The following is a 23,535-nucleotide window of genomic DNA, read 5'->3' on the forward strand; positions in this document are numbered from 1 at the left end:
TCAGCTCCCGACGGTGGTCAGTCCGGTGAAGCCCTCGGGGACGGAGTACAGGCGGTACTCGTCGTTCTCGTGGTAGAGCGTCAGGCCCTCGAAGCCGACCTCGGAGTACTGCTCGGTGAGCAGGTCGTCGCCGTCGGTGGTGACCAGCAGCCAGTCGACGTCGGAGGCGGCGGGGTCGCGGGCGGCCTCGAGCCACGGGCCGTCGGACTGGTCGATCCGGTCGAGGAACAGCTCCGGCTCGCCGCTGAACAGCATCACGGCGTAGGTGGCGGCGTTGTCGGTGAGCACCGCGCCCTCCGGGACGTCGAGGTCCTGGATGAACTGGCCCATCTCCAGGGACGGGTCCAGGGCGACGGTCTGGCCGCCGCGGGTGGTGGCGCCCTCCTGGCTCTCGCCGGTCAGCACCGCGTCGGTGAAGACCATCTCGAGGGCCTGGTACTTGTAGGTGCGCATGCCCTGGAACGTCCACGGGATGCTGGCCACCAGCGCCAGGACGACCAGGCCGCTGATCGCGGTCACGCCCTCGCCGGCCGAGCGGGCCAGCCACAGCGCGCCGATCACGGACATCACCAGGATCGGGACGGCGTTCTCCATCGCCATCGGCGAGTCGGTGAGCCCGAGCAGCACGGTCATCGCCGGGGTCAGCACCGAGAGCGTCAGCATCAGCCCGAGCAGCACCGCGAACGGGTTGTTCTTGCTGAGGCCGACGAAGAACAGCGCCGGGAGCACCACGATCGCCAGCGGGGCGCCGTAGAGCACCAGCTCGCCGGTCCAGCGCAGCAGGCCGAGCACGGTGAACTGCTCGATCGCGTCGCTGGTCGGGGCCGCGGAGGTGATCCAGTGGATCGGGTTCTTCAGCAGCAGCAGGTTGAAGCCGGTCCACAGGGCGACCACGTAGATCGCCGGGGCCGCGAATCCGACCATCGTGCCCTCGACCTCGTCGCCGTCCGCGCCGAGGTGGGCGAGGATGGCGCCGATGCCGATGGCGGCCAGCAGGAAGTACATCAGCGTCGTGTAGCCGGCCAGGCCGGCGACGGCGAAGCCCAGCCCGCCGATCATCACGAAGCGGACGTCCGCGGTGATGTACCAGGCGTAGACCGCGCCGACGGAGGCCAGCAGGAACGCCAGCCACATCATGAGCGGCCCGCCGGTGGAGGCGTAGAGCGCGAACAGCGGGTTGAGGCCGAGCGCGGCCAGGCCGCCGATGCGGAGCATCGCGGGGACGCCGGTGCGGCGCATCATCGTGTTCAGGAACATCATCAGCAGGCCCGCGAAGAACGCGGACGCCACCGGGATGACGGCCAGGAAGTCGACCCCGAACCGGTAGATCGCCAGGGGCGAGACCAGGAGGGTCTGCAGCGGCGGGTAGTCGAAGCCGATCGCGGAGAGCTTGGCCGGGTTGTTGTGCCAGATCATCAGCGCGCGGTTGAGGCGGTCGAGCACCTCGTAGCTGACGACGTGCTGCTGCGCGACGACGCGGAAGCCGAACCACGAGTAGACGATCGTGGTCACGGCGAGGACCAGGACGCTCTCCCACCGGCGGCGGGGGACGTCCAGGGAGCGGCGGCCGACGGCCTGCACGATCCCGGCGAGACGGGCGGCGTTCGTGACGATCGCCGGCTGCACGGTGGCGCTCATCAGTGCACCTCCTCCTCGTCGAGGCCGTGCTCGGTCTTCTCCCAGTAGAAGGGGTTGGTGAAGAGCTGGAGGAAGCCCTTCCAGGCCGCCCAGCTCATCAGGCCCCAGTACAGAGGCGAGAGCAGCGCGGTCCTGGTGATGCCGAACTCACCGCGCTGCAGCGAGCCGGCGAGGTTGAGGTAGATGAAGACGAAGTTGCCGACGAAGAGCATCGCCGAGGCCACGTAGAAGACCAGGCCGGGGAACAGGGCCTGGATGAAGCTGGCCTGGGTGAACACGAACAGCGTGGTCAGCGACCAGAAGATCGGGTTCATCAGCAGGACGTAGGCCGAGCCCATCGTCAGGTTGAAGGAGATGAAGTCCTTCAGGCCGATCTTGGCGATGAGGCCGATCGGGTTGCGCATGTGGACCAGCCACGTCTGGTAGTAGCCCTTGTTCCAGCGGCTGCGCTGGCGGATCCAGTTCGGCACCGAGGAGTTGGCCTCCTCCAGCGTCGTGGAGTCGATCATCGCCGTGCGGTAGCCCTCGCGGTGCAGGCGGATGCCGAGGTCGGCGTCCTCCGTGACGTTGAAGGGGTCCCAGGCGCCCAGCTCGCGCAGGATCGAGGTCTTGAAGTGGTTGGAGGTGCCGCCCAGCGGGATCGGCTGCTCCGCGGCACCCATGGCCGGCAGGACGAGCTCGAAGTGCATCGAGTACTCGTTGGCGAACCACGCGGTGAGCAGGTTCTGGTCCTGGTTGAAGTGGTTCAGCTTGCCCTGCACGCAGGCGACGTTGTCCGCGGTCTGCCGGAAGGCGATGATCGCCTTCTTCAGCTGGTCGGGGTCCGGCCGGTCCTCGGCGTCGAAGATGACGCAGTACTTGCCGCGGGCCACCTGGAGGCCGAAGTTGCAGGCCTTGGGCTTGGTCTTCGGCAGGGAGTCCGGCACCACCACGCAGTGGAAGTGCGGCGGCAGCTCCATGCTCTTGATCATGTCGATCGTCTCGACGTCGTCCTCCTCGCAGAGGAGCTTCACGTCGAGGCGGGTGCGCGGGTAGTCCAGGGCGTTCATGTCGCGCACGAGGCGCTTGACGATGTTGCCCTCCTTGTAGAGCGGCACCAGGATCGTGTAGATCGGCAGCGTCCGCTCGTCCAGCGCCGCGATCTCCTCCGGCGTGGCCTCGATCTCCAGGTGCGTGCCCAGGGCCCGCAGGGTCAGGCGGAACTTGTAGACCGAGACGACCAGGTAGATGGCGCTCGCGAGACCCACCAGGGCGATCAGGGTGTTCATCGGGCTGACGACCATGAACACGGCGACCAGCACGAGGAAGCCGATGCCGACGACCTTCTGGCCCGTGGAGAACACCTTGTGCGCGGAGATCTCGGGCGCGTTCTCCATCAGGAAGGACGTGGCCAGCTCGGAGTAGTGGTCGCCGTGGACCTTCTGGATCAGCTCGTCCAGGTCGACGCGGTTGGCCAGCAGCTGGCGCACCGGCTGCTGGACGGCCTCCTCGACCTCCTCGAGCAGCTCGGCGTCCATGGGGCGCTGGACGGCCACGAGCAGCGTGCCGTCGGCGTCCGCCACCGGCAGCACCTGGTGGCGCTGGGCGATCGGCTCGGGCAGCCGGCGGGCCACCTCCATGTCGGGGGTGAAGTCGCGCAGGCCGACGCGCTGCATCTGGTGGATCTCGGAGAGCGCGGCCACGAGGATGTCCTCGGAGATGGCGCTGTTCGCGACCAGGATCTCGCCCAGGGCGTCGCCGCTGCGCGCGTGCTGGAGCATCGCGTCCTGCAGCTGCTCGTTGGTGATCAGCCCGCTGCGGGTGAGCATCTGGGCCATCTGGACGCGCGTGCGGCGCTCCTCGACCGTCTCCAGCTCGTCCTCGACGGGCGGGTAGGTCTCGTCGATGGCGGCGACGATCTCGTTGGCGGTGTGCCGCACGAGGACGACGGGGGCGTCGATGCGCTCGGAGACGACCTGGAGGGTGATCTCGTCGTCGGCGTCCGCGGCGGCGACGAGGACCTCGCCGTCCTGCGAGGCGTACGGCATGACGCGGAAGGTGCGGCAGATGCCCTCGGGCAGCAGGGTGGCCGCGGCGCTCTCGAGGCCGTCGGTCAGACGACGGCTCCCGGTGCGGTGGATGGAGGTCGTCACTGGGCACCCGCCCCGAACCCGGCGCCCACGCCGGAGCCGGCGGTCGACGCGCGGCCGGACTTCGCCTTCGACCTGGCCATGATCAGCGTGTGCACGAGGAGGGCCCCGAGCAGCATCGCGATCGGGGCGATGAGGAAGAACGCGAAGGACGCCACGAAGATGAGCAGCGTCGTGAGCACGCCCAGCCACGCGGAGCCCACGGACTTCCGCTTCCGCTGGCTGTTGGTCACCTGAACAGTCATCTGGTCCAAACCCTTTCCGATGCCTGAGGCGAGGGGTGACCCCAGGATTTCGTCAACCTGAAGGTAATGACCGCGGATGCCCCGTCCGGCAACAGCAGGTCCACGCTTCGGTAACAGCGGCACAGGGGCTGTCAGGTTTCGCGGAATCGCAGGTCAGACCGCGTGTCGAGGGTGTTTCCGACCGGTCACGAGCAAGGGTTCCGGGTACACCTGAAGCCTGAGCGGCTACGCGGTCACGGGTGTTCCGAGCCACCACTCCGGCAACGTCGCACGGAGACCGCTGCACCCCCGCTGACCAGGTATTTCGGTCCACGTGGGTGTCGCTCGCGCAGCAACATACCGACCGGGGTATGGCACGTCCCGCAAATGGGGTAATCCGCGCCGTGGTGCCACCGAGGTGTCCAGACCCCGGCCTACGCTGCGACGGACGCCTCAGCAGGAGTCCGGCCCGGAGGGGTCCGGCCGGCCGCCCGCAGGTGCGTCAGGGTGGTCCCGTCGTCGCGCAGCCGTCGTCACGGGCCGCCGGGGCGGGGCACCGCCGGCACGGGTCGCCGACAAGGGGGCGACCGGCGTCGGCAGCGCCCGCCTGCCCGGCGCCACCGACGGTGCCGGGAGCAGCAGGACGGTCAGGGCGCGGTGGTGAGCAGGTCGCGTCCCAGGCGTCCCCACGCGGTGGGGGTGCCGTCGACGTCGGTCACCAGCGAGCCGGCGTCCGCCGTGCCCGCGCGCCACCAGCCCAGCAGCACCCCGACGCCCCGGTCCCGGGCGAAGGTGGTGAAGGCCCGGGCGGTGCGCAGCTCGGCGCCGTCCTCGCCCGCGCTCACCTCGGTGGCGAGCACCGGCACCACCTCGGCCAGGGCGGCCACCGTGCCGCGCCAGCAGGCCGCGTCGTCGCAGGCGCCGCCCGGGGTCGGGCTGAACGTCGCGACCAGCTGGTCGTCGGCGGGGGCGACGCCGAGCCACGAGCCCAGGTCCTCCCCGCGCAGCCCCGGCAGCAGCACCGGCTGGGTCGCCCCTCGGCTGCGCACGGCACCCAGCAGGTCGCTCATCCCCACGCCGGTCGCTCCCGTGCCGTCGCGCCAGCGGCCGCCGTCCTCGGCCCAGGACACGTCCCCGTCCTCGCCGCCGGGGTGCGCCCACAGCTCGAACATCACCGACGGGTCGTCGGCGAAGTCCTCGGCCAGGTTCTGCCAGAACGCGTACGCGGAGGAGTCGGGCCACGCCTCGCGCACCGCGGTGGTCGCCCCACCGGCCGCGCGGGTGTCGAGGGCCAGGACGACGGCGAGGCCGGCCTCGTGCAGCGCGTCGACGAACGTGGCGACGGCGGCGCGGTAGCCCTCCGCCGTCCGGGCGTGGAAGGCGTCGCTGGCCGGGGCGCCGCGGTACGTGGCCGACCAGCAGTCGAGGTTGAGCGTGAGTCGCACCGTGTCGATGCCCCACGAGGCCAGCAGCGCGGCCTGGTCGCGCGGGCCGTCGTCGCCGAGCGGGTCCAGCGGGCTGTAGCCCCAGCCCTCGGCGCAGGCGGAGGCGAAGCCGGTCCAGGTGACGCCCTGCGGCACCCACGGGCTGCCGGTGCGGGCGTCGACGAGCGTCCGCCCCACCACCTGCGGACGCGGCGGGGCGACGTCCTGGTCGAGACCGAGCACCCCGGCGGCGTCGTCGGCGCCGCGCCACACCACCAGCACCCCGGCCACGAGCGCGACCACGAGGAGCGCCGCGCCGACGGCGTACCAGCGCGCGTGCGGTCCGCGGGCCGGGGCGTCGTCGGGGGCGTCCGCGGGCTCGGCAGGCTCGGCCTCCGGGCCGTCGAGCAGGGACGTGCGCGTCACCGCGTCCTCCTCCGGCCCGTCCCGCCCGCGGGAGCGCGACCCTCCCGGTCGCGGGGGCGCACGCCCGTCCTGCGTGCCTGGCGATGGTAGGCCGCCCGCGCGCCGCGCCGGGGCGGTTCGCCCGATCCGTGCCGCGCGCCGGTGGACGCCGCGTGACCGCCCGCCGGGGCGCGCGCGACAATGGGGGAGTGTCGTCTGCTGCTCCCGCTCCCCGGACCACCCCCGGCCCCGCCGCGGCCGCTCCTGCGGCGCCCGACCTCGTCGCGGCGCTGCGCGGCGCGGGCCTGGACGACGTCGACGACTCCCCGCTCGCCCGGGCGCTCTACTCCAGCGACGCCTCGCTGTACCGGGTGCCGCCGCAGGTGGTCGTGCGCCCCCGGCACCGCGACGAGCTGCTGGGCGCGCTGAGCGTCGCCCGGGAGACCGGCGTGCCCCTGACGATGCGCGGCGCCGGCACCTCGATCGCCGGCAACGCCGTCGGCCCCGGCATCGTGGTGGACACCGCCAAGTACCTCAACCGGGTGCTCGCGGTCGACCCCGAGTCCCGCACCGCCGTCGTCGAGCCGGGCACCGCCCACGCCGTCCTCCAGCGGGCCGCGGCTCCGCACGGGCTGCGCTTCGGCCCGGACCCCTCGACCCACCCCCGCTGCACCATCGGCGGGATGATCGGCAACAACGCGTGCGGCTCCCGCGCCCTGGGCTACGGCCGCACCGCCGACAACGTCACCGCGATGGACGTCGCCTTCGGCACCGGCGAGGTGTGGACCGGCGGCACGGGCGCGGGCGCCGACGCGCTCGCCGGCATCGTGGACGCCTCGCTGGGCCACGTCCGCACCTCCTTCGGGCGCTTCACCCGCCAGGTCAGCGGCTACTCGCTGGAGCACCTGCTGCCCGAGAACGGCCGCGACCTGGCGAAGTTCCTCGTCGGCTCCGAGGGCACCCTGGGCGTGGTGCTCGGCGCGACCGTCCGCCTGGTCGACGACCGGGTCACCCGCCGGCTGCTGGTCTTCGGCTACGCCTCGATGACCGAGGCGGCCGACGCCGTCCCCGCGCTGCTGCGCGCCGCGGGCGCCAGCACGGACGCCGCCGGCGGCCGCTCCACCGCCGACCACGGCCTCACCGCCTGCGAGGGCCTGGACGCCCGGATCGTCGACCTCGTGCGCGCCGGCGGCTCGCACGTGCCCGACCTGCCCCGCGGCGGCGGCTGGCTCTTCGTGGAGTTCACCGACCCGTCCCTGGAGTCCGCCCTGGTCGCCGCCTCCGACGCCCTGGGCCACCGCCTGGTCACCGACGACGCCCAGGCCGCGGCCCTGTGGCGCATCCGCGAGGACGGGGCGGGGCTGGCCGCGCGCTCGCTGGAGCGGCGCGCGCTCTCCGGCTGGGAGGACGCAGCGGTGCCGCCGGAGAAGCTGGGCACCTGGCTGCGCGAGTTCGACTCCCTGCTCGAGGCCCACGACCTGCACGGCGTCCCGTACGGGCACTTCGGCGACGGCTGCGTGCACGTGCGCATCGACTTCGACTTCTCCGACCGCGACACCGACCCGGCCGCCGGGCCGCGACGCTTCCGCGAGTTCCTCCTCGACTGCGCCACCACGCTCGGCAAGCACGGCGGGTCCCTGTCCGGCGAGCACGGCGACGGCCGCGCCCGCTCGGAGCTGCTCCCGTTGATGTACGACGCGGAGTCGCTGCGGCTCTTCGGTGCCGTCAAGCACGCCCTGGACCCCGAGAACGTGCTCAACCCCGGCGTCCTGGTCGACCCGGCGCCGCTGGACGCCGACCTGCGCCCGGCCCGGCCGGTGCACGCCCCGCGCCCGCTGCTCCGCTTCGTCCACGACGGCGGCTCGATGGGCGAGGCCGTGCACCGCTGCACCGGCGTCGGCAAGTGCGTCGCGCCCGACTCCAAGGGCGGGGTCATGTGCCCCTCCTGGCAGGCGACCCGCGACGAGAAGGACTCCACCCGCGGCCGCTCCCGCGTGCTCCAGGAGGCCCTCGACGGCACCCTCGTGCACGGGCTCTCCGACCCGGCCGTGGGCGAGGCGCTCGACCTGTGCCTGGCCTGCAAGGGCTGCGCGAGCGACTGCCCGACCGGTGTCGACATGGCGACCTACAAGTCCGAGGCGCTGCACCAGCGCTACGACGGCGAGGGCGCCACCGAGCGGCGGCCGATGAGCCACCTGACCCTGGGGCGGCTGCCGCTGTGGTCGCGGCTGGTCGCACCGGTCGCGGGCCTGGCCAACGCCTCGCTCAAGGTCGGGCCGCTGGCCAAGGTCGCCAAGAAGGTCGCCGGCGTCGACCAGCGCCGCTCCATCCCCTCGTTCGCGACCACCACGGTGCGCGCCGGCGAGCGCCGCGGGCCGCGTGCCGCCGACGCGCGCGTGCCCGACGTGTGGGTCTGGGCCGACTCCTTCACCGACCACTTCCAGACCGGCTCCGCCCACGCGGCCATCGCCGTGCTCGAGGCGGCCGGGCTGCGGGTGAAGGTGATCGACGAGCGGGCCTGCTGCGGCCTCACCTGGATCACCACCGGCCAGCTCACCACGGCGCAGAGGATCATCGCCTCCACCGTCGAGACGCTGGAGCGCTACGTCTCCTCCGGCGTCCCGGTGGTCGCGCTCGAGCCCTCGTGCCTGGCGACGCTCCGCTCGGACGCGGTGGAGCTGACCGACGACCCGCGCGCCGAGACAGTGGCCGCCGGGGTGCTCTCCTTCGCCGAGCTGGTGGGGCGGCTCGAGGCCGACGGCCGCGACCTCGGCCTGCCCGACCTCACCGGCGTGCAGGTCGTGGCGCAGCCGCACTGCCACCACCACGCGATCATCGGCTGGCGCCGCGACCGCGCGCTGCTCGAGCGGCTCGGGGCCGAGGTCACGCAGGTCTCCGGCTGCTGCGGCCTGGCCGGCAACTTCGGCATGGAGGAGGGCCACTACGAGGTGTCCGTCGCCGTGGCGGAGACCAACCTGCTCCCCGCCGTCCGCTCGCACCCCGAGGCCGTGGTGCTCGCCGACGGCATGTCCTGCAAGGTCCAGCTCGACGACCTCGCCGACGTGCGGGCGCTGCACCTCGCCGAGCTGCTGGCGTCCCGGCTCCCCTCCCGCACGGCGGCGGACGGGGTGGCGCGATGAGGTTCGTGGACAACCCCAAGTACCGCCGCTGGGTCATCCCCGCGGCGCTGGCCGCCCTGCTCCTGGTGGTGCTGGTCGCGGCGATCGTGAACTGACCGCCACCGCGACGTACCGTCGCACCGATCACCTCGGGCCTGTGCCCGGAGCCGAGCGGAGAGGAACCGCACCGTGGCCGAGCCCCTGCTGCGCGCGCTGAACCGGCTGCGCGAGGACCTGCTCTCCGACGAGCGGCTGGTCCGCGCCGTCGCGTCCGGCAAGCGTCGCTCCGACGTGCCCCGCTGGCGCCGCGTCGAGCTGCGCTACGTCGACCTGAAGGCCGGTCGGCACCTCCAGATGACCGCCTACGACGACCGCCAGGCCCACACCAGCAACCACCTGCTGCGCTCCGCGGCCGGCGAGGCGTCCACCGACGCGCGGGACGCCCTCGACGACCTGCTCGACGAGCCCTTCGGCAACTGGCACGTGGAGACCACCACCCACAGCCACCAGCTGCGGGTGACGAAGAAGGGCGAGGCCCTGGTGCACTCGGCGGAGCGCACCGAGGCCGTCGAGCCCGACCGCGGGCACGACCAGGAGAAGAAGCGGCTGCTGGAGGAGTCCGACCCCGTCTTCGCCGCTCTCGGGATCACCGACGCGCAGGGTCGGGTGAAGCCCACCCGGCGCGCGAAGCTGCGGCAGGTCGAGGAGTTCCTGCGGCTGCTGGACGCGACGATCAGCGAGGCGCTGGAGAAGAAGCACCTGCGCACGCCGACCCCCGAGGACCCGCTGCGCATCGTCGACCTCGGCTGCGGCAACGCCTACCTCACCTTCGCCGCGCACCGGTTCCTCACCCACGTCCGCGGCCTGCCCGTGCACGTGGTGGGCGCGGACGTGAAGCAGCAGTCCGCCGACCACAACAGCGAGGTGGCCCGCAGCCTGGGCATCCCCGAGGGCGAGGCGTCCTTCGTGGTCGGCTCGATCGAGGGTGTCGCGCTCGACCCGGCCCCCGAGGTCGTCCTCGCCCTGCACGCCTGCGACACCGCCACCGACGACGCGCTCTCGCGGGCCGTGTCCTGGGGTGCGCCCGTGGTGCTCGCGGCCCCGTGCTGCCACCACGACGTGGCGGCGCAGCTGCGCAAGGCCCGCACCCCCGGCCCGTACGCGATGCTCACCCGGCACGGCATCCTGCGCGAGCGGTTCGCCGACACGCTCACCGACGCCCTGCGCGCCTCGCTGCTGCGGATCGAGGGCTACCGGGTCGACGTCGTGGAGTTCGTCGAGTCCGAGCACACCCCGCGCAACACGCTGCTGCGCGCCGTCCGCACCGGTGCGCCGGTCAAGGGCGGCGGCGTGGTCAAGGAGTACGACGAGCTCGTGGGGGAGTGGGGCATCACCCCGCGCCTGTCCGAGCTGCTGGGTCGGACGCCGGCGGGCACCTGATGCCCGGTCGCGGGCCCGGCCGTCGGGCAACGCCCGGGGTGCCGGCGCCGTTCTCCGCCGCCGTCCTGCGCGGGGGCCTGTGCGTGCTGCTGGGGTTGGTCCTCGCCCTGCCCGTCAGTCTGGCCGGGGCCCCGCCCGCCGCGGCCGCCGCGGCCGCCGGCGACGGCAGCGGTAGCGTCGTCCTGGTCTGGGACGACCCGCGGATCATCGAGTCCTCCGGCCTGGTCGACACGGGCCGGTACCTGGTCACCACCAACGACTCCGGTGACTCCGGCCAGGTCTTCACCGTGGCCGCCCGGGGCGAGGACGCCGGGGAGACGGTCGGTGTCACCACCTGGAGCGAGGACCCCACCGACGTCGAGGCGCTGGCCCCGGCCGGGCGGGGCCACGTGTGGGTCGGCGACATCGGCGACAACAACGCCGTGCGCGACTCGATCCAGGTCGCGCGGGTGCCGGTGGGGGCGGGCGACCGCACGGTCTCGCCCACGGTCTACGACCTCGTCTACCCCGACGGCGCGCGCGACGCCGAGACGCTGCTGCGCCACCCGCGGACGGGGCGGCTGTTCGTGGTCTCCAAGGAGCTGCTCGGCGGGTCGGTCTACGCCGCCCCCGCCACCCTCGACCCGGACGGCCCCAACGAGCTGACCCGGGTCGGGCCGGTGCTGCCCATCGCCACCGACGGCTCCTTCGGCCTCGACGGACGCTCCCTGGTGGTGCGCGGCTACTTCTCCTCCGTCGTCTACGCCTGGCCCTCGCTGCGGCGGGTGGCGGAGGTGGCGATGCCCGACCAGCAGCAGGGCGAGGGCATCGCGGTCGACCGCCGCGGCCGGCTCCTGGTCTCCACCGAGGGCCGCGGCACCGCCGTCCTGCGGGTCGCGACGCCCGTGCGGGTGCGGGCGATCCTGCGGGGGGACGAGGGGGACGGCGCGGCCGGCGACGGGTCGGACGCGGACGAGGCGGAGCCCGGCGACCTGCCCGACCCCGACGCCTTCGACCCGGAGGTCGCCGCGGACCCGGCCCGCGCCGTCCCCGACACCGTGCCGAGCTGGATACTCGCCGGCCTGACCTCCCTCGCCGCGCTCCTGCTGGCCGGCCTCGCGGTGCTGGGCCTCCGCGGCCTGCTGCGCCGCCTCCGCCGCCTGCGGTGATCGAGGTGCGACGAGCGCCGGCGAGGAGCCTCGAGATCGCCGCACGCGACCGCATCCGGTGGTCGAGCAGCGAGCCTCGCGAGCCCAGGCCCCGGTGGTCGTGCTGCGAGCCTCGCGAGCCCAGGCCCCGGTGGTCGAGCAGCGAGCCTGCGAGCGCACGTCGAGACCTCCGCACCCGTCCGGGCGAGCCCGCCGGGGTGGGACGCCCGGGCCCGCAGGCTGCCTAGCCTCGCGACATGCGCCTGCGCCGGACCTCTCCCGACCAGCCGGGCTGGACCCGTCGCCGGTCCGGCAAGGGCTGGACCTACCTCGACGCCGACGGCCGCCGGCTGTCCGGCGAGGCCCGTGACCGGTGCGAGGCGCTGGTCATCCCACCGGCCTGGGCGGAGGTCTGGATCACCCCGCACGCCCACGGCCACCTCCAGGCGGTCGGCACGGACGCGGCCGGTCGGCGCCAGTACCTCTACCACCCGGAGTGGCGCCGCAAGCGGGACGAGGAGAAGTTCGAGCGGGTGCTGACGTTCGGCGCCGCCCTGGCCTCGGCCCGCACCCGGGTGCTGACCGACCTGGGCGGCACCGGGATGCCGCTGGAGCGCAGCTGCGCCGCTGCCGTCCGCCTGCTCGACCTGGGCTGCTTCCGCATCGGCAACGACGTCTACGCCGACGCGCACGGCTCGTTCGGCCTCACCACGCTGGAGCGCCGGCACGTGCGCCGCAAGGGCGAGGGGCTGGAGTTCCACTTCGTCGGCAAGTCCGGCGTCGAGCACCGCATCGTCATCGACGACGCCGGCGTGATCGAGGCGCTCGGCGTGATGCGACGCCGGCGGGCGGCCGAGGACCCCCGGCTGCTCGCCTACACCGAGCGCCGCCGCTGGCACGGTCTGCTGCCCGACCTGGTCAACACCTACGTCCGCGAGACCACGGGGCTGCACGCCTCCGCCAAGGACTTCCGCACCTGGCACGCCACCGTGCTCGCGGCGAGCAGGCTGGCGGACGCGGCGGGGAACGGCGAGCCGGGTGCCACCGCGGCCTCGCGCAAGCGTGCGGTGAGCGCCGCGATGAAGGACGTCTCAGGCTTCCTCGGCAACACCCCGACCCTCGCGCGGACCTCCTACGTCGACCCCCGCGTCGTGCACGCCTACGAGGAGGGCCGGACGATCCTCACGACCGCCGACCTCGAGCACCTCACGCCGGACGACCGGCAGGCCGCGCTGGAGAAGGCGACGCTGGAGCTGCTCGGTGGGCCCGAGCAGCTGGCGCTGGCGTCCTGAGCCCGGTCAGAGCCGCTCGAGCACCCAGTCCAGCGTGCGGGTGAGCGCGGCGACGTCGGCCGGGTCGACGGAGGGGAACATCGCCACGCGCAGCTGATTGCGGCCGAGCTTGCGGTAGGGGTCGCAGTCGACGACGCCGTTGGCGCGCAGCACGGTGAGGACGTCCTCGAAGTCGAGGCCCTCGGCCAGGTCGAGCGTGCCCACGACGAGCGAGCGGTGCGCCGGGTCGGTGACGAACGGGCTGAGCCGCTCGTGGTCCTCGGCCCACGAGTACAGGGCGGAGGACGACGCGGTGGTCCGCTCGACCATGCCGGCCAGGCCGCCGTGGCCGTTCATCCAGTCGAGCTGCTCGGCGAGCAGGAAGAGCGTGGAGACGGCCGGGGTGTTGTAGGTCTGGTCCTTGCTCGAGTTCGAGATGGCCGTGGGCAGGTCGAAGAACGCCGGCACGTGCCGGTCGGTCGCGGCGATCCGGGCCGCCCGCTCCAGGGCGCGGGGCGAGAAGAGGCCGATCCACAGGCCGCCGTCCGAGCTGAAGCCCTTCTGCGGCGCGAAGTAGTAGACGTCGGTCTCGGAGACGTCGACCGGGAGCCCGCCGCCGCCGGAGGTGGCGTCGATGAGCACCAGCGCGTCCTCGTCCGCCCCCGCGGGCCGGACGACGGGTGCCATGACTCCCGTGGAGGTCTCGTTGTGCGCCCAGGCGTAGGCGTCGACGTCGGCCTCGGCGAGCGGCGTCGCCAGGGAGCCCGGCTCGGCCGTGCGCAGCGACGGCTCCGCCAGCCACGGCGCCATCTGTGCGGCCTTGGCGAACTTGGAGGTGAACTCGCCGTAGGTGCAGTGCTGGCTGCGTGTCTGGACGAGACCGTGCGTGGCGACGTCCCAGAACGCCGTGGACCCGCCGTTGCCGAGCACCACCTGGTAGCCGTCGGGCAGGTCGAACAGGTCGGTGAGCCCCTCGCGCACGCGGCGGACGAGGTTCTTCACCGGCGCCTGGCGGTGCGAGGTGCCCATGAGGGAGGTGCCCGTGTCGGCGAGCGCCTGCAGGCGGCTCGTCGGGATCTTGGACGGACCGGAGCCGAACCGCCCGTCGGTGGGCAGCAGGTCGGTGGGGATCCGAAGATCGGGCACGGTCACGGGGCAACCTTTCGCGAGGGCTCGCGGGTCAGTGGGGCAGGACGATCATCCCAGCCGCCCGGCCCCCGGGTCGTGCGAGGCCCAGAGGTTGGGCCGCCCCGCGCAGGGGTAGGTTGACGTCACCCCAGGACGAGGAGACCCGATGACCCGCACCGCTCACCCCCTGCCGCAGACCGGCCGCACGCGCACGACCTTGCGGGTCGTCGGTGGGCTGCTGCTCGTCGTCGGCCTGTGCGTCGCCGGGCTCGGCCTGTGGGGCTTCGTGGCGGACGCCAACGGGATGACGAGCGAGCAGCCGTCGATCGAGTGGAGCGAGCGTGGCTTCGTGGACGAGGCCGACGAGGGGTTCACTCCGCCGGGTGGCTTCGCGGCGATGGGGCTCCTGGCCGTCGGCGGGTTCATGACGATCGGCGGGCTCGCGGCACTCAGCTTCGGGACCCTGGGCGCGCAGTCCCGCTACGTCGCCGGCGAGACCATGCCGACGGTCAAGCAGTCGGCCGCCTACCTCAGCGACGGACGCGGCGTGCTCGGCATCGGGCAGGACGTCGACCAGCAGCAGGAGTCGGCGACCGGCCCGTACTGCCGCCAGTGCGGCACCCGCAACGACGAGGCAGCGCGGTTCTGCGACTCCTGCGGCACCTCGCTGGCCTGACCCGGCTGTCGCGCGCCGGCGCCGGGCGGTCATGATCGGCTCGTGACCAGCACCCCCTTCCCGCGTGAGCACACCGTCGCCACCTGGGACGACGGCTTCGTGCTCGTCCGGGTCGGCTACGGCCACCCGGACGCCGTGCGCCTGGTCGAGGAGGTGCAGGCCGTCTACGTCGAGCGCTACGGCGGCCCGGACGTCACGCCGCTCGACCCGGCGATGTTCGTCCCGCCGACCGGCTCGTTCCTGGTCGGCTACCTCGGCGGCGACCCGGTCGCCACCGGCGCGTGGCGTCGTCAGCCGGACGTGGCCGCGAGGGCCGGGTTCGCCGGGCTCGACGTCGCGGAGGTCAAGCGCATGTACGTCGCCCCGCGCGCCCAGCGCCGCGGGCTGGCCCGCCGCGTGCTCGCCACCCTCGAGCAGGACGCCGGCGCCGCCGGCGTCCGGGCGATGGTGCTGGAGACCGGCCAGAAGCAGCCCGAGGCCGTGGCGCTCTACGACTCCGCGGGCTGGTCGCCCGTGCCGGGCTACGGCCACTACGCCGACGACCCGCTGAGCGTGTACCGGGGCAAGCGCCTGGGCTGAGGTGGCAGTCAGGGAGCCCTGCCTACCCGGCGGGGTGGGTTCCTCCGGGTGAGACGGGGGGTACCGCTGTCCATGTGACCGAGAAGACCGACCCCGAGGCCCACACCCGCGCCGAGCTGATGGACCAGGCCCGCGAGGCCGACATCAGCGGCCGCAACTCGATGTCCAAGAAGGAGCTCGCCGAGGCGCTGGACATGCGCGCGGCGACCGCCAAGGAGGACGACGCGGACACCGACTCCGACCTCGACCCCACGGACGAGGCGCCGGTGGTGACGCCCGAGGCGAAGCCGGACACCGCGTCCCGCGTGGAGGCGTTCCGCGACCTCTCGCGCGCCCGGGCCCGCGGCGAGATGGTCTTCCTGCCGCGTCACCTGACGGGCCACGAGCGCCGCATCCACGTGCGCCAGACGATCCGCGAGGACCACGAGACCCGCATCGCCCGCCCCAACAGCGACGCCCGCGAGAAGTTCGCCAAGCTGCACGACTCGGTCTTCAGCTTCTTCCGCGGCACCTCGCTGCTGTTCTACCGCGACCTCGCCGGCGAGGACGCGCTCATGCCGACCGTGCTCACCCTCGGCGACGTCCACCCGGAGAACTTCGGCGTCATGCCGAGCGCCGACGACGTGCCGATCTTCGGCGTCAACGACTTCGACGAGGCCTTCTACGCCCCCTTCACCTGGGACCTCAAGCGTGGCGCGGTCGGGTTCATGATCGCCGCCGAGGCCGAGGGCGGCATGGACGCGGACAAGCAGCGCCGGGTCGCCGAGGAGTTCGTCCGCGGCTACGTCGACGCGATGCGCCGCTACGCCACCGACGCCACCGAGCAGCAGGGGCAGATGCGGCAGGACAACGCGCCCACGGTCATCCGGCAGCTCATCGAGGACAAGACCGAGGAGGGCCGCGACGCCTGGCTGGCGCGCAAGTACCACGACGAGCAGCGCCGCCGCTTCCGCGCGGACGACGAGCACGTGCCGATCTCCTCGCGCACCGAGGAGTTCCAGGCCCTGTTCGAGCAGTTCATCGCCGACAACGACATCGAGCTGCCCGACCGCGCGCTCTCCGGCGAGACCGGTGCGCTGAAGGTGAAGGACGTCTGCCAGCGGCTCGGCCAGGGCACCGCCTCCCTCGGCCTGCCGCGCTACTACCTGCTGCTCGAGGGCCCGGCCGCGGACGGCAGTGACGACCTCATCATCGAGTTCAAGCAGGCCCGCCGCTCGGCGCTGGCCGGTCTCGCGCCGCCGTCCGAGTACGTCATGGACGGCAGCGCCGAGCGCATCACGCACGCCCAGGGCGTCCACCTCGTGCGCGGCGACCGCTTCTACGGCGCCATCGAGCTCGACGGCAAGTCCTTCATGGTCCGCGAGCGCGCGCCCTACCGCGGCGACATCGACCTCGACGACCTCTCCAAGAAGGAGTGGCGCAAGTACGCCCGCACCTGCGGGGCGTCCCTGGCGCAGAGCCACGCCCTCTCGGACGAGGCGGGCCTGGTCGACCACGACGTCGAGCCGGACGTCCTCGAGGCGATCGAGCCGGAGGAGCTGTTCGTCTCCGACCTGCTGGCCTGGTCGGAGGCCGCCCTGGCCCGGGTGAAGGCCGACCACGAGCACTTCAAGGCCGACCACGACCTCGGTGCGTTCACCAGCGTCGACCGCGTCTTCCGCTGAGGGGGCCTCGCCTCCGCCCGGGTCCCGACCGCACCGGTCCGTGACGCGGGCGCGTCCGTGTCGTTGAGGGGGCGTGACTCCCGAGACGGCCGTGCGTGAGGCGACCCGGCGCCTGTCCGCGGCGCTGGTGCGCCGCGACCTGGCGGCCGCGATGGCCTGCTTCACCGACGACGCCGCGGTCTTCGGCGACGCCGGCGGGGAGGAGGCTCGCGGCGGCCCCGAGGTGGCCGTGTTCCTCGAGGAGGTGCTCGAGGAGCCCTGGGTCCTCGGCTGGGAGGTGCTGGACGTCCACGCCCGGGCCCGGCAGGGCTGGGTCTGGTTCGTGGCCGACGCGGACGCCGTGCAGGCCTGGCCGGACGGGCTGGTCGAGCGGGTGCCCGTGCGCCTGGACGGGCTGCTCAGCGAGCCGCTCGCGGACGGCACCCGGCGCTTCGAGGTGCTGACCGTGAACCAGCCGGTGGGCCTGGAGACCACTCCCGGCTGAGCGTTCCGCACGGGTTCTTCACCCCGAGTCCTCAGAAAGCCGGGACGGTTCCCGAACGTGCTTCCTAGCCTGGTCCAGTCCGGCTGACGGAGCCGACGCACCTGTTCTCGGGAGGAACACCCCCATGCACCACCGCACCCCTGCCCCCTCGTCCGCGCCCGCGCGGGCCCTGCTGCCGGCGCTCCTCGCGGCACTGGCCCTCGTGCTCGGCACGCTCGTGCTCGCCCCGGCCGCCTCGGCCGCCCCGGTCGAGGACTACGCCCCCTACGACGGCGCCGACGAGTGCAAGCCGAAGGCGAAGCGCGGCACGACGTTCGCCCTGACCTGGACGGTCAAGCACTACGGCGGCGTCGCCGGCGGCATCTCGCGCGACTGCAAGCGCGACAAGGACGTCTACTCCGAGCACCAGGAGGGGCGTGCCTACGACTGGATGGTCGACGCCCGCACCACCTCCGGCGCCCGCAAGGCCAAGCGGTTCATCCGCGCCCTCACCAAGAAGGACCCCCGTGGCAACGCCGACGCCCTCGCCCGCCGCATGGGGATCATGTACTTCATCTGGGACGACCACATCTACAGCGCCTCCGGCGGCTTCGAGCCCCGCTGGTACCAGAACTCGGCTTGCCCCGAGCGCAAGAAGGCCTACCTGAAGAAGTGCTCGGCCACCCTGCGCCACCGCGACCACGTGCACGTCTCGCTGTCGTGGAAGGCCGCCCGCGGCAACACCAGCTTCTACGTCAAGCGCATTGGCTCCCTGGCGGACGCCCGCGCGAAGAAGGGCTGAGCCCCACTTCTCCACAACCCGGCCCGGCCACGCGTGAGCGCAGCCGGGCCGGGCACGTTCCGGAGGTGTCCGCGTCCTTCCTGCCTCGAGCGCCCTGGCCGCAGGCCGTCCAGCCGGTGCCGGTGGACTCCGACGGCGCCAGGGGCCCCACTCGGGGCCAGGCCCGCGGGCCGGGGTGGCGGGCGGTCGGACGCGGTCTCCACGTCCCGTCCCACGTCGACGGGGACGCGGTGCACCAGCGTGTCGTGGAGGCGGCAGCCCGGGCCCCCTCCGCCGTGGTGACGGGATGGGCGGCCCTCCGGGTCCATGGGTCCGCCTTCCACGACGGCCTGGACCGGCACGGCCGCACGAGGCCGGTGCCTCTCGTCTTCGGGGCCGGGTCGCGGCTGAGGCCGGACGAGCGGGTCCAGGTGCTGCGGCACTCGCTCGCGACGACGGAGCACTCCTTCTCGAGCGGGCTCGCGGTCACGACCCCCGAGCGCGCCGTGCTGGACGAGGCTCGCGTGCTCGACTCCGACCGTGAGCTGGTGGTCGGCATCGACATGGCCCAGGCTGCGGCCGTCACGACGGTGGAGCGTCTGAGCACGATGCTCGCCGCGACACCGGTGCGCGCGGGCCGTGACTCCGGGCCGCAGCGGCTGCGGAGGCTCCTGGACCTGGTCGTCCCGGACTCGTGGTCGCCGGGGGAGACGCGGCTCCGTCTGGTGTGGGAGGTCGAGGCGGCTCGTCCCCGCCCGTGGCGCAACCAGCGGATCGTCGACGCGTCCGGGACGACAGTGGCGGTGGTGGACCTGCTCGATGCTCAGGCCGGAGTGGTCGGTGAGTACGACGGAGCGCCGCACCGCACCTCGGCCCAGCACCGCCGCGACGTCCAGCGACAGCGAGACCTGGAGCGGTTGGGGTTCGTGGTCGTCAGCGCGGTCGCGAGCGACGTCGCGTCGGGCGCGATGAGGCGGCGCCTGGCCGCGGACGTGCGTCGGGCGGTCGCTCGGGCCCGCGGGCCGGAGCCGGCTCGTCGCTGGGTGGCCGGCCCAGGCCGGCCACCATGGGTCTGACGCCGCGCGGCTGGATTGTGTCACCGCAGGCACCTTCAGCCCGTGGTGGAGCGTGCCTGCGGTGACACAATCGGGTGAGAGCGGGCGCCCACACGGCCGGCTCAGCCCCAGGCGGCGTCCCAGCCCTCGATGGTCTCCGGGCCGCGGGCGGACGGGCCGGTGTAGATCGCCGACGGGCGGATCAGCCGGCCGGTGGAGCGCTGCTCGAGGATGTGCGCCGACCAGCCACCGGTCCGGGCGCAGGTGAACATCGAGGTGAACATCGGCGCGGGCACCTGGGCGAAGTCGAGCACGATGGCGGCCCAGAACTCCACGTTGGTCTCCAGCACCCGGTCGGGGCGGCGCTCTCGCAGCTCGGCCAGGGCGGCCTGCTCCAGCGCCTCGGCGACCTGGTACCGCGGGGCGTCCAGCTCACGCGCGGTCCGGCGCAGCACCCGGGCGCGCGGGTCCTCGGCGCGGTAGACGCGGTGGCCGAAGCCCATGAGCCGCTCGCCGCGGTCGAGGATGCCCTTCACGTAGGCCCGGGCGTCGCCCGACTTCTCGACGTCCGCGATCATCCCGAGCACGCGGGAGGGGGCGCCGCCGTGCAGCGGGCCGCTCATCGCACCGACGGCGCCGGAGAGCGCTGCCGCCACGTCCGCGCCGGTGGAGGTGATGACCCGCGCGGTGAACGTGGAGGCGTTCATGCCGTGCTCGGCGGCGCTCGACCAGTAGGCGTCGATCGCCTTGGCGTGCTTGGGGTCGATCTCCCCGCGCCAGCGGAGCAGGAACTTCTCGGCCAGGGTCGTGCCCTCGTCCACGACGTGCTGCGGCACCACGGGCAGCCCCACACCGCGGGCGGACTGGCCCGCGTAGGAGAGCACCATGACGGCGGCGCGCGAGAGGTCCTCGCGGGTCTGCTCGGGGCTGATGTCGTACGTCTGGCCCAGGCCCAGCTGCGGCGCGAGCATGGCGATCGCAGCCTGCACGTCGACCCGGACGTCGCCGGTGTGCACCGGCAGCGTGGCGGCCTCGGCCGCGGGCAGGCCCGGGGTGAACGAGCCGTCGACCAGCAGGCCCCAGATGTGCTCGAACGGCACGCGACCGACGAGGTCCTCGATGTCGACGCCGCGGTAGCGCAGCGCCGAGCCCTCCTTGTCCGGCTCGGCGATCTGCGTCTCGAACGCGATCACTCCCTCGAGACCGTGCATCACCTGCGGCATGTCGGACATGGCGACTCCTTCGTCGATCGAGCGGTCCTGCGCATCATGACAGTGACGCCTGCCACGTCCGCCAGTGCCCCGGGTCCCGGCCGTGGGAGTGAGCCGTCGGCCGCGTCCGAGGGCTAGCGTGGAGGCGTGAACGAGCAGCACCCGGACCTGCGCTCCCTGCGGCACGACTACGCGGCCCGCGGCCTCGACGAGGCCGAGCTGACGCCCGACCCGCTGGACCTCTTCGACCGCTGGTTCGCCGAGGCGCTCGAGGCGGGGCTGGGGGAGCCCAACGCCATGGTCGTCGCCACGGTGGACGCCGGCGGGCGACCGTCCGCCCGCACCGTGCTGCTCAAGGAGCGCCGTGGGGGCGGGCTCGTGTTCTTCACCAACCACGCCTCGCGCAAGGGCGAGGAGCTGGCCGCGAACCCGCACGTGGCCCTGCTGTTCCCGTGGCACGACCTGGAGCGCAACGTCCGGTTCGAGGGCGTCGCCGAGCCGCTGCCGCGCGCCGAGGTGGAGGACTACTTCGCCGTCCGCCCGCGCGGCTCCCAGCTGGGCGCTCACGCCAGCCGGCAGTCCAGCGTCGTGGCCGACCGGGCCGAGCTCGAGCGCTCCTACGCCGACGCCGAGGAGCGGTTCGCCGACCAGGACGTGCCGCCGCCGGCGTCCTGGGGCGGCTACCTCGTGCGCCCGGACGTCGTGGAGTTCTGGCAGGGGCGGCCCTCCCGGCTGCACGACCGGCTCGTCTACCGGTTCGAGGGCGGCGCGTGGCGCACGGAGCGCCTGGCACCCTGATCACTGAGTGAGCCCTCGCTCACTCCTTGCTGAGTGAGCGCTCACTCATCTACTCTCGGCGGGTGACCGAAACACGTCGTCGCGCCCGACCCATGGCGCCGGAGGAGCGGAAGGCCGCCCTCGTCACCGCCACGCTGCGGCTCCTGCGCGAGCACGGCCGCGCGGTGACGACCAAGCAGATCGCCGAGGCGGCCGGCGTCGCGGAGGGCACGATCTTCCGGGTCGTGGAGTCCAAGGAGGCGCTCGTCGACCTCGCGATCGCCAAGGCCTTCGAGCCCGGCGCCCTGCCCGAGCGGCTGGCGGAGATCGACCGGGACCAGCCGCTGCGCGACCGCCTGGTCGTCGCCGTCTCCATCCTCCAGCAGCGCTACCGGGCCACGTTCTTCCTCATGCAGAAGGTCGGCATGGTCAAGCCGCCCATGCGCGACGCGGACGGCGCACGGCGGTGGGTCGACGAGCGCAACGGCCTCGTCGCCGACCTCGTGGGGCCCGACGCCGCCGCGCTGGCCGTCGAGGTCGACGACCTCGTCCACCGCCTCATGCTGCTGACGTTCGCCGGCAGCCACGCCCTCATCGCCGACGGTCGCCTCCTCACGCCCGAGCAGATCGTCGACACCGTGCTGCACGGCTGTCTCGCCGGCGCCCCCACCCAGGAGATGCCCTGATGCTGGTCCGACTGCTGCGCGAGCACCTCGCGCCCTACCGTGCGTGGCTGGCCGGAGTCGCCGTGCTCCAGCTGGTCGGCGTGCTGGCGATGCTCTACCAGCCCAGCCTCAACGCCCGGATCATCGACGAGGGCATCGTCCTGGGTCAGACCGGCACGATCTGGCGCCTCGGCGGCGTCATGCTCGCCGTCTCGGTGCTGCAGATCGTCTGCTCGATCGCGGCCGCCTACCTGGGTGCCCGCACCGCCATGGCGCTGGGCCGCGACCTGCGCCGCGAGCAGTTCGCCCGGGTCCAGGCGTTCTCGGCCCAGGAGCTCGGACGCTTCGGCGCGCCCTCGCTGCTGACCCGCACCACCAACGACGTCCAGCAGGTGCAGATGCTCGTGGTGATGGGCGCGACCATCGCCATCACCAGCCCGATCATGATGGTCGGTGGCATCGTCATGGCCCTGCGCGAGGACCTCGGCCTCGGCTGGATCCTCGTGGTCGTCGTGCCGGCCCTGTTCGCCTCGGTCGGGTTCGTCATCTCCCGGATGGTCCCGAGCTTCCGCGCGATGCAGGTGCGCATCGACGAGGTGAACCGGGTGCTGCGCGAGCAGATCAGCGGCATCCGGGTCGTCCGGGCGTTCGTCCGCGAGCCCCGCGAGGTCGAGCGGTTCGAGGTGGCCAACGACGCCCTCACCGACGTCGCGATCCGGGCCGGCCGCTGGATGGCCACGCTCTTCCCGCTCGCCATGGTCGTCGTCAACGTCTCCAGCGTGGCCGTCATCTGGTTCGGCGGCCTGCGGGTGGACGCGGGGGAGACCGAGATCGGCGCCCTCACCGCGTTCCTCTCCTACCTCATGCAGATCCTCATGAGCGTCATGATGGCGACCTTCCTCTTCATGCAGATCCCCAGATCAGCCGTGTGTGCCGACCGGATCAGCGAGGTCCTGGCCACCGAGTCCTCGGTGCGTCCTCCGGCGGCACCCATGGTGCCCGACGTGAGCAGGCGCGGCCACCTCGACCTCGAGGCCGTCACGTTCGGCTACCCCGGTGCCGACGAGCCCGTCCTGCACGAGGTCGACCTGGCCGGACGCCCCGGGCAGACCGTCGCCGTCATCGGCTCCACCGGTGCCGGCAAGACGACACTGCTCAACCTCGTCCCGCGGCTCTTCGACGCCACGGGCGGCGTCGTGCGGGTCGGTGGCGTGGACGTCCGCGACCTCGATCCCGAGGTGCTCTGGGCCGAGCTCGGCCTGGTGCCGCAGCAGGCCTACCTCTTCTCCGGCACCGTCCGCTCCAACCTCGCCCACGGCAGGCCCGACGCGACCGAGGAGGAGATGTGGGCCGCCCTCGAGGTCGCCCAGGCCCGCGACTTCGTGGCCGCGCTGCCCGAGGGCCTCGACGCGCCCGTCACCCAGGGCGGCACCGACTTTTCCGGCGGTCAGCGGCAGCGGCTGGCGATCGCTCGGGCCGTCGTCCGCAGGCCCGCGGTCTACCTGTTCGACGACTCCTTCTCCGCGCTCGACCTCGCCACCGACGCCCGCCTGCGCGCCGCGCTGAAGCCGGTCACCACCGACGCGCTCGTCCTCGTGGTCGCCCAACGGGTCTCCACGATCCGCGACGCCGACGTGATCGTCGTCCTCGAGCACGGTCGGGTGGTCGGACGCGGCACCCACGACGAGCTCGTGGCGACCTGCGAGACCTACCAGGAGATCGTCTCCTCCCAGCGCAGCGCCCAGGAGGCAGCGTGAGC

The 23,535-nt window shown here is 73.2% G+C and carries 19 protein-coding genes; 13 read left to right on the plus strand and 6 right to left on the minus strand.

The annotated features are described in order from the left end of the window. The 4 genes from M8316_RS04225 to M8316_RS04240 all read right to left on the minus strand — a co-directional run bounded on the left by M8316_RS04225 (position 1) and on the right by M8316_RS04240 (position 5,841). Complete coding sequence (locus M8316_RS04225; RefSeq protein ID WP_250052288.1) at positions 1-1,638, minus strand: hypothetical protein; 1,638 nt, start codon at positions 1,636-1,638, stop codon at positions 1-3. Continuing rightward, complete coding sequence (locus M8316_RS04230) at positions 1,638-3,770, minus strand: glycosyltransferase (protein WP_250052289.1); 2,133 nt, start codon at positions 3,768-3,770, stop codon at positions 1,638-1,640. The genes M8316_RS04225 and M8316_RS04230 overlap by 1 nt, the downstream gene beginning before the upstream one ends. Beyond that, positions 3,767-4,012 (minus strand): hypothetical protein, encoded by a 246-nt coding sequence (locus M8316_RS04235; protein ID WP_250052290.1) that lies wholly within the window; start codon positions 4,010-4,012, stop codon positions 3,767-3,769. Before M8316_RS04235 ends, M8316_RS04230 begins: the two co-directional genes overlap by 4 nt. Before the next feature lie 626 nt (positions 4,013-4,638). Beyond that, positions 4,639-5,841, minus strand: coding sequence for a cellulase family glycosylhydrolase (locus M8316_RS04240; protein ID WP_250052291.1), 1,203 nt, complete (start codon positions 5,839-5,841; stop codon positions 4,639-4,641). Between the two features lie 188 nt (positions 5,842-6,029). Here M8316_RS04240 and M8316_RS04245 point away from each other — a divergent pair, with 188 nt between their 5' ends. From M8316_RS04245 to M8316_RS04260, 4 genes are all read left to right on the plus strand, one after another. Then, positions 6,030-8,960 carry an FAD-binding and (Fe-S)-binding domain-containing protein gene (locus tag M8316_RS04245; RefSeq protein WP_250052292.1) on the plus strand — a complete coding sequence of 977 codons (2,931 nt, stop codon included), beginning with the start codon at positions 6,030-6,032 and terminating at the stop codon, positions 8,958-8,960. Positions 8,961-9,128: 168 nt separating this feature from the next. Next, on the plus strand, positions 9,129-10,379 hold the full coding sequence (locus tag M8316_RS04250) for a class I SAM-dependent methyltransferase (RefSeq protein ID WP_250052293.1): 1,251 nt from the start codon (positions 9,129-9,131) through the stop codon (positions 10,377-10,379). A 38-nt stretch (positions 10,380-10,417) separates the two neighbouring features. Next, positions 10,418-11,527 (plus strand): hypothetical protein, encoded by a 1,110-nt coding sequence (locus M8316_RS04255; protein ID WP_250052294.1) that lies wholly within the window; start codon positions 10,418-10,420, stop codon positions 11,525-11,527. 236 nt (positions 11,528-11,763) lie between these two features. Then, positions 11,764-12,798: a DNA topoisomerase IB gene (locus M8316_RS04260; protein ID WP_250052296.1), complete on the plus strand. Its 1,035-nt coding sequence runs from the start codon at positions 11,764-11,766 to the stop codon at positions 12,796-12,798. Positions 12,799-12,804: 6 nt separating this feature from the next. On the opposite strand, the gene serC is transcribed toward M8316_RS04260, so the two are convergent. Further along, entirely contained in the window at positions 12,805-13,923 is a 1,119-nt protein-coding gene (gene serC, locus M8316_RS04265; RefSeq protein WP_250052298.1) for a phosphoserine transaminase, read from the minus strand. Positions 13,924-14,071: 148 nt separating this feature from the next. On the opposite strand from serC, the gene M8316_RS04270 reads away from it, so the two are divergent. From M8316_RS04270 to M8316_RS04295, 6 genes are all read left to right on the plus strand, one after another. Further along, the gene (locus tag M8316_RS04270) at positions 14,072-14,581 is read left to right on the plus strand and encodes a zinc-ribbon domain-containing protein (RefSeq protein ID WP_250052300.1); all 510 of its coding nucleotides are present in this window, start codon (positions 14,072-14,074) and stop codon (positions 14,579-14,581) included. A 42-nt stretch (positions 14,582-14,623) separates the two neighbouring features. Beyond that, positions 14,624-15,160 (plus strand): GNAT family N-acetyltransferase, encoded by a 537-nt coding sequence (locus M8316_RS04275; protein ID WP_250052302.1) that lies wholly within the window; start codon positions 14,624-14,626, stop codon positions 15,158-15,160. Positions 15,161-15,234: 74 nt separating this feature from the next. Then, positions 15,235-16,824: a DUF2252 domain-containing protein gene (locus M8316_RS04280; protein ID WP_250052304.1), complete on the plus strand. Its 1,590-nt coding sequence runs from the start codon at positions 15,235-15,237 to the stop codon at positions 16,822-16,824. A 73-nt stretch (positions 16,825-16,897) separates the two neighbouring features. After that, positions 16,898-17,308: a YybH family protein gene (locus M8316_RS04285; protein WP_250052305.1), complete on the plus strand. Its 411-nt coding sequence runs from the start codon at positions 16,898-16,900 to the stop codon at positions 17,306-17,308. A 124-nt stretch (positions 17,309-17,432) separates the two neighbouring features. Further along, entirely contained in the window at positions 17,433-18,089 is a 657-nt protein-coding gene (locus tag M8316_RS04290) for a VldE C-terminal domain-containing protein (protein ID WP_250052307.1), read from the plus strand. Positions 18,090-18,445: 356 nt separating this feature from the next. Then, on the plus strand, positions 18,446-19,144 hold the full coding sequence (locus tag M8316_RS04295) for a putative endonuclease domain-containing protein (RefSeq protein ID WP_250052309.1): 699 nt from the start codon (positions 18,446-18,448) through the stop codon (positions 19,142-19,144). A gap of 101 nt (positions 19,145-19,245) precedes the next feature. On the opposite strand, the gene M8316_RS04300 is transcribed toward M8316_RS04295, so the two are convergent. Then, positions 19,246-20,346 (minus strand): citrate synthase 2, encoded by a 1,101-nt coding sequence (locus M8316_RS04300; RefSeq protein WP_250052366.1) that lies wholly within the window; start codon positions 20,344-20,346, stop codon positions 19,246-19,248. 135 nt (positions 20,347-20,481) lie between these two features. Between M8316_RS04300 and pdxH the strand changes: the two genes are divergently transcribed. The 3 genes from pdxH (at position 20,482) to M8316_RS04315 (ending at position 23,533) form a co-directional block, all read left to right on the plus strand. Next, complete coding sequence (gene pdxH, locus M8316_RS04305) at positions 20,482-21,132, plus strand: pyridoxamine 5'-phosphate oxidase (protein ID WP_250052310.1); 651 nt, start codon at positions 20,482-20,484, stop codon at positions 21,130-21,132. Positions 21,133-21,194: 62 nt separating this feature from the next. After that, positions 21,195-21,797 carry a TetR/AcrR family transcriptional regulator gene (locus M8316_RS04310; protein ID WP_250052311.1) on the plus strand — a complete coding sequence of 201 codons (603 nt, stop codon included), beginning with the start codon at positions 21,195-21,197 and terminating at the stop codon, positions 21,795-21,797. After that, a complete protein-coding gene (locus M8316_RS04315; RefSeq protein WP_250052312.1) occupies positions 21,797-23,533 on the plus strand; it encodes an ABC transporter ATP-binding protein in 1,737 nt (578 codons plus the stop codon). The genes M8316_RS04310 and M8316_RS04315 overlap by 1 nt, the downstream gene beginning before the upstream one ends. Positions 23,534-23,535: the final 2 nt, after the last annotated feature.

The sequence above is a fragment of the Nocardioides bruguierae genome (assembly GCF_023554635.1).
Taxonomy (GTDB): domain Bacteria; phylum Actinomycetota; class Actinomycetes; order Propionibacteriales; family Nocardioidaceae; genus Nocardioides; species Nocardioides bruguierae.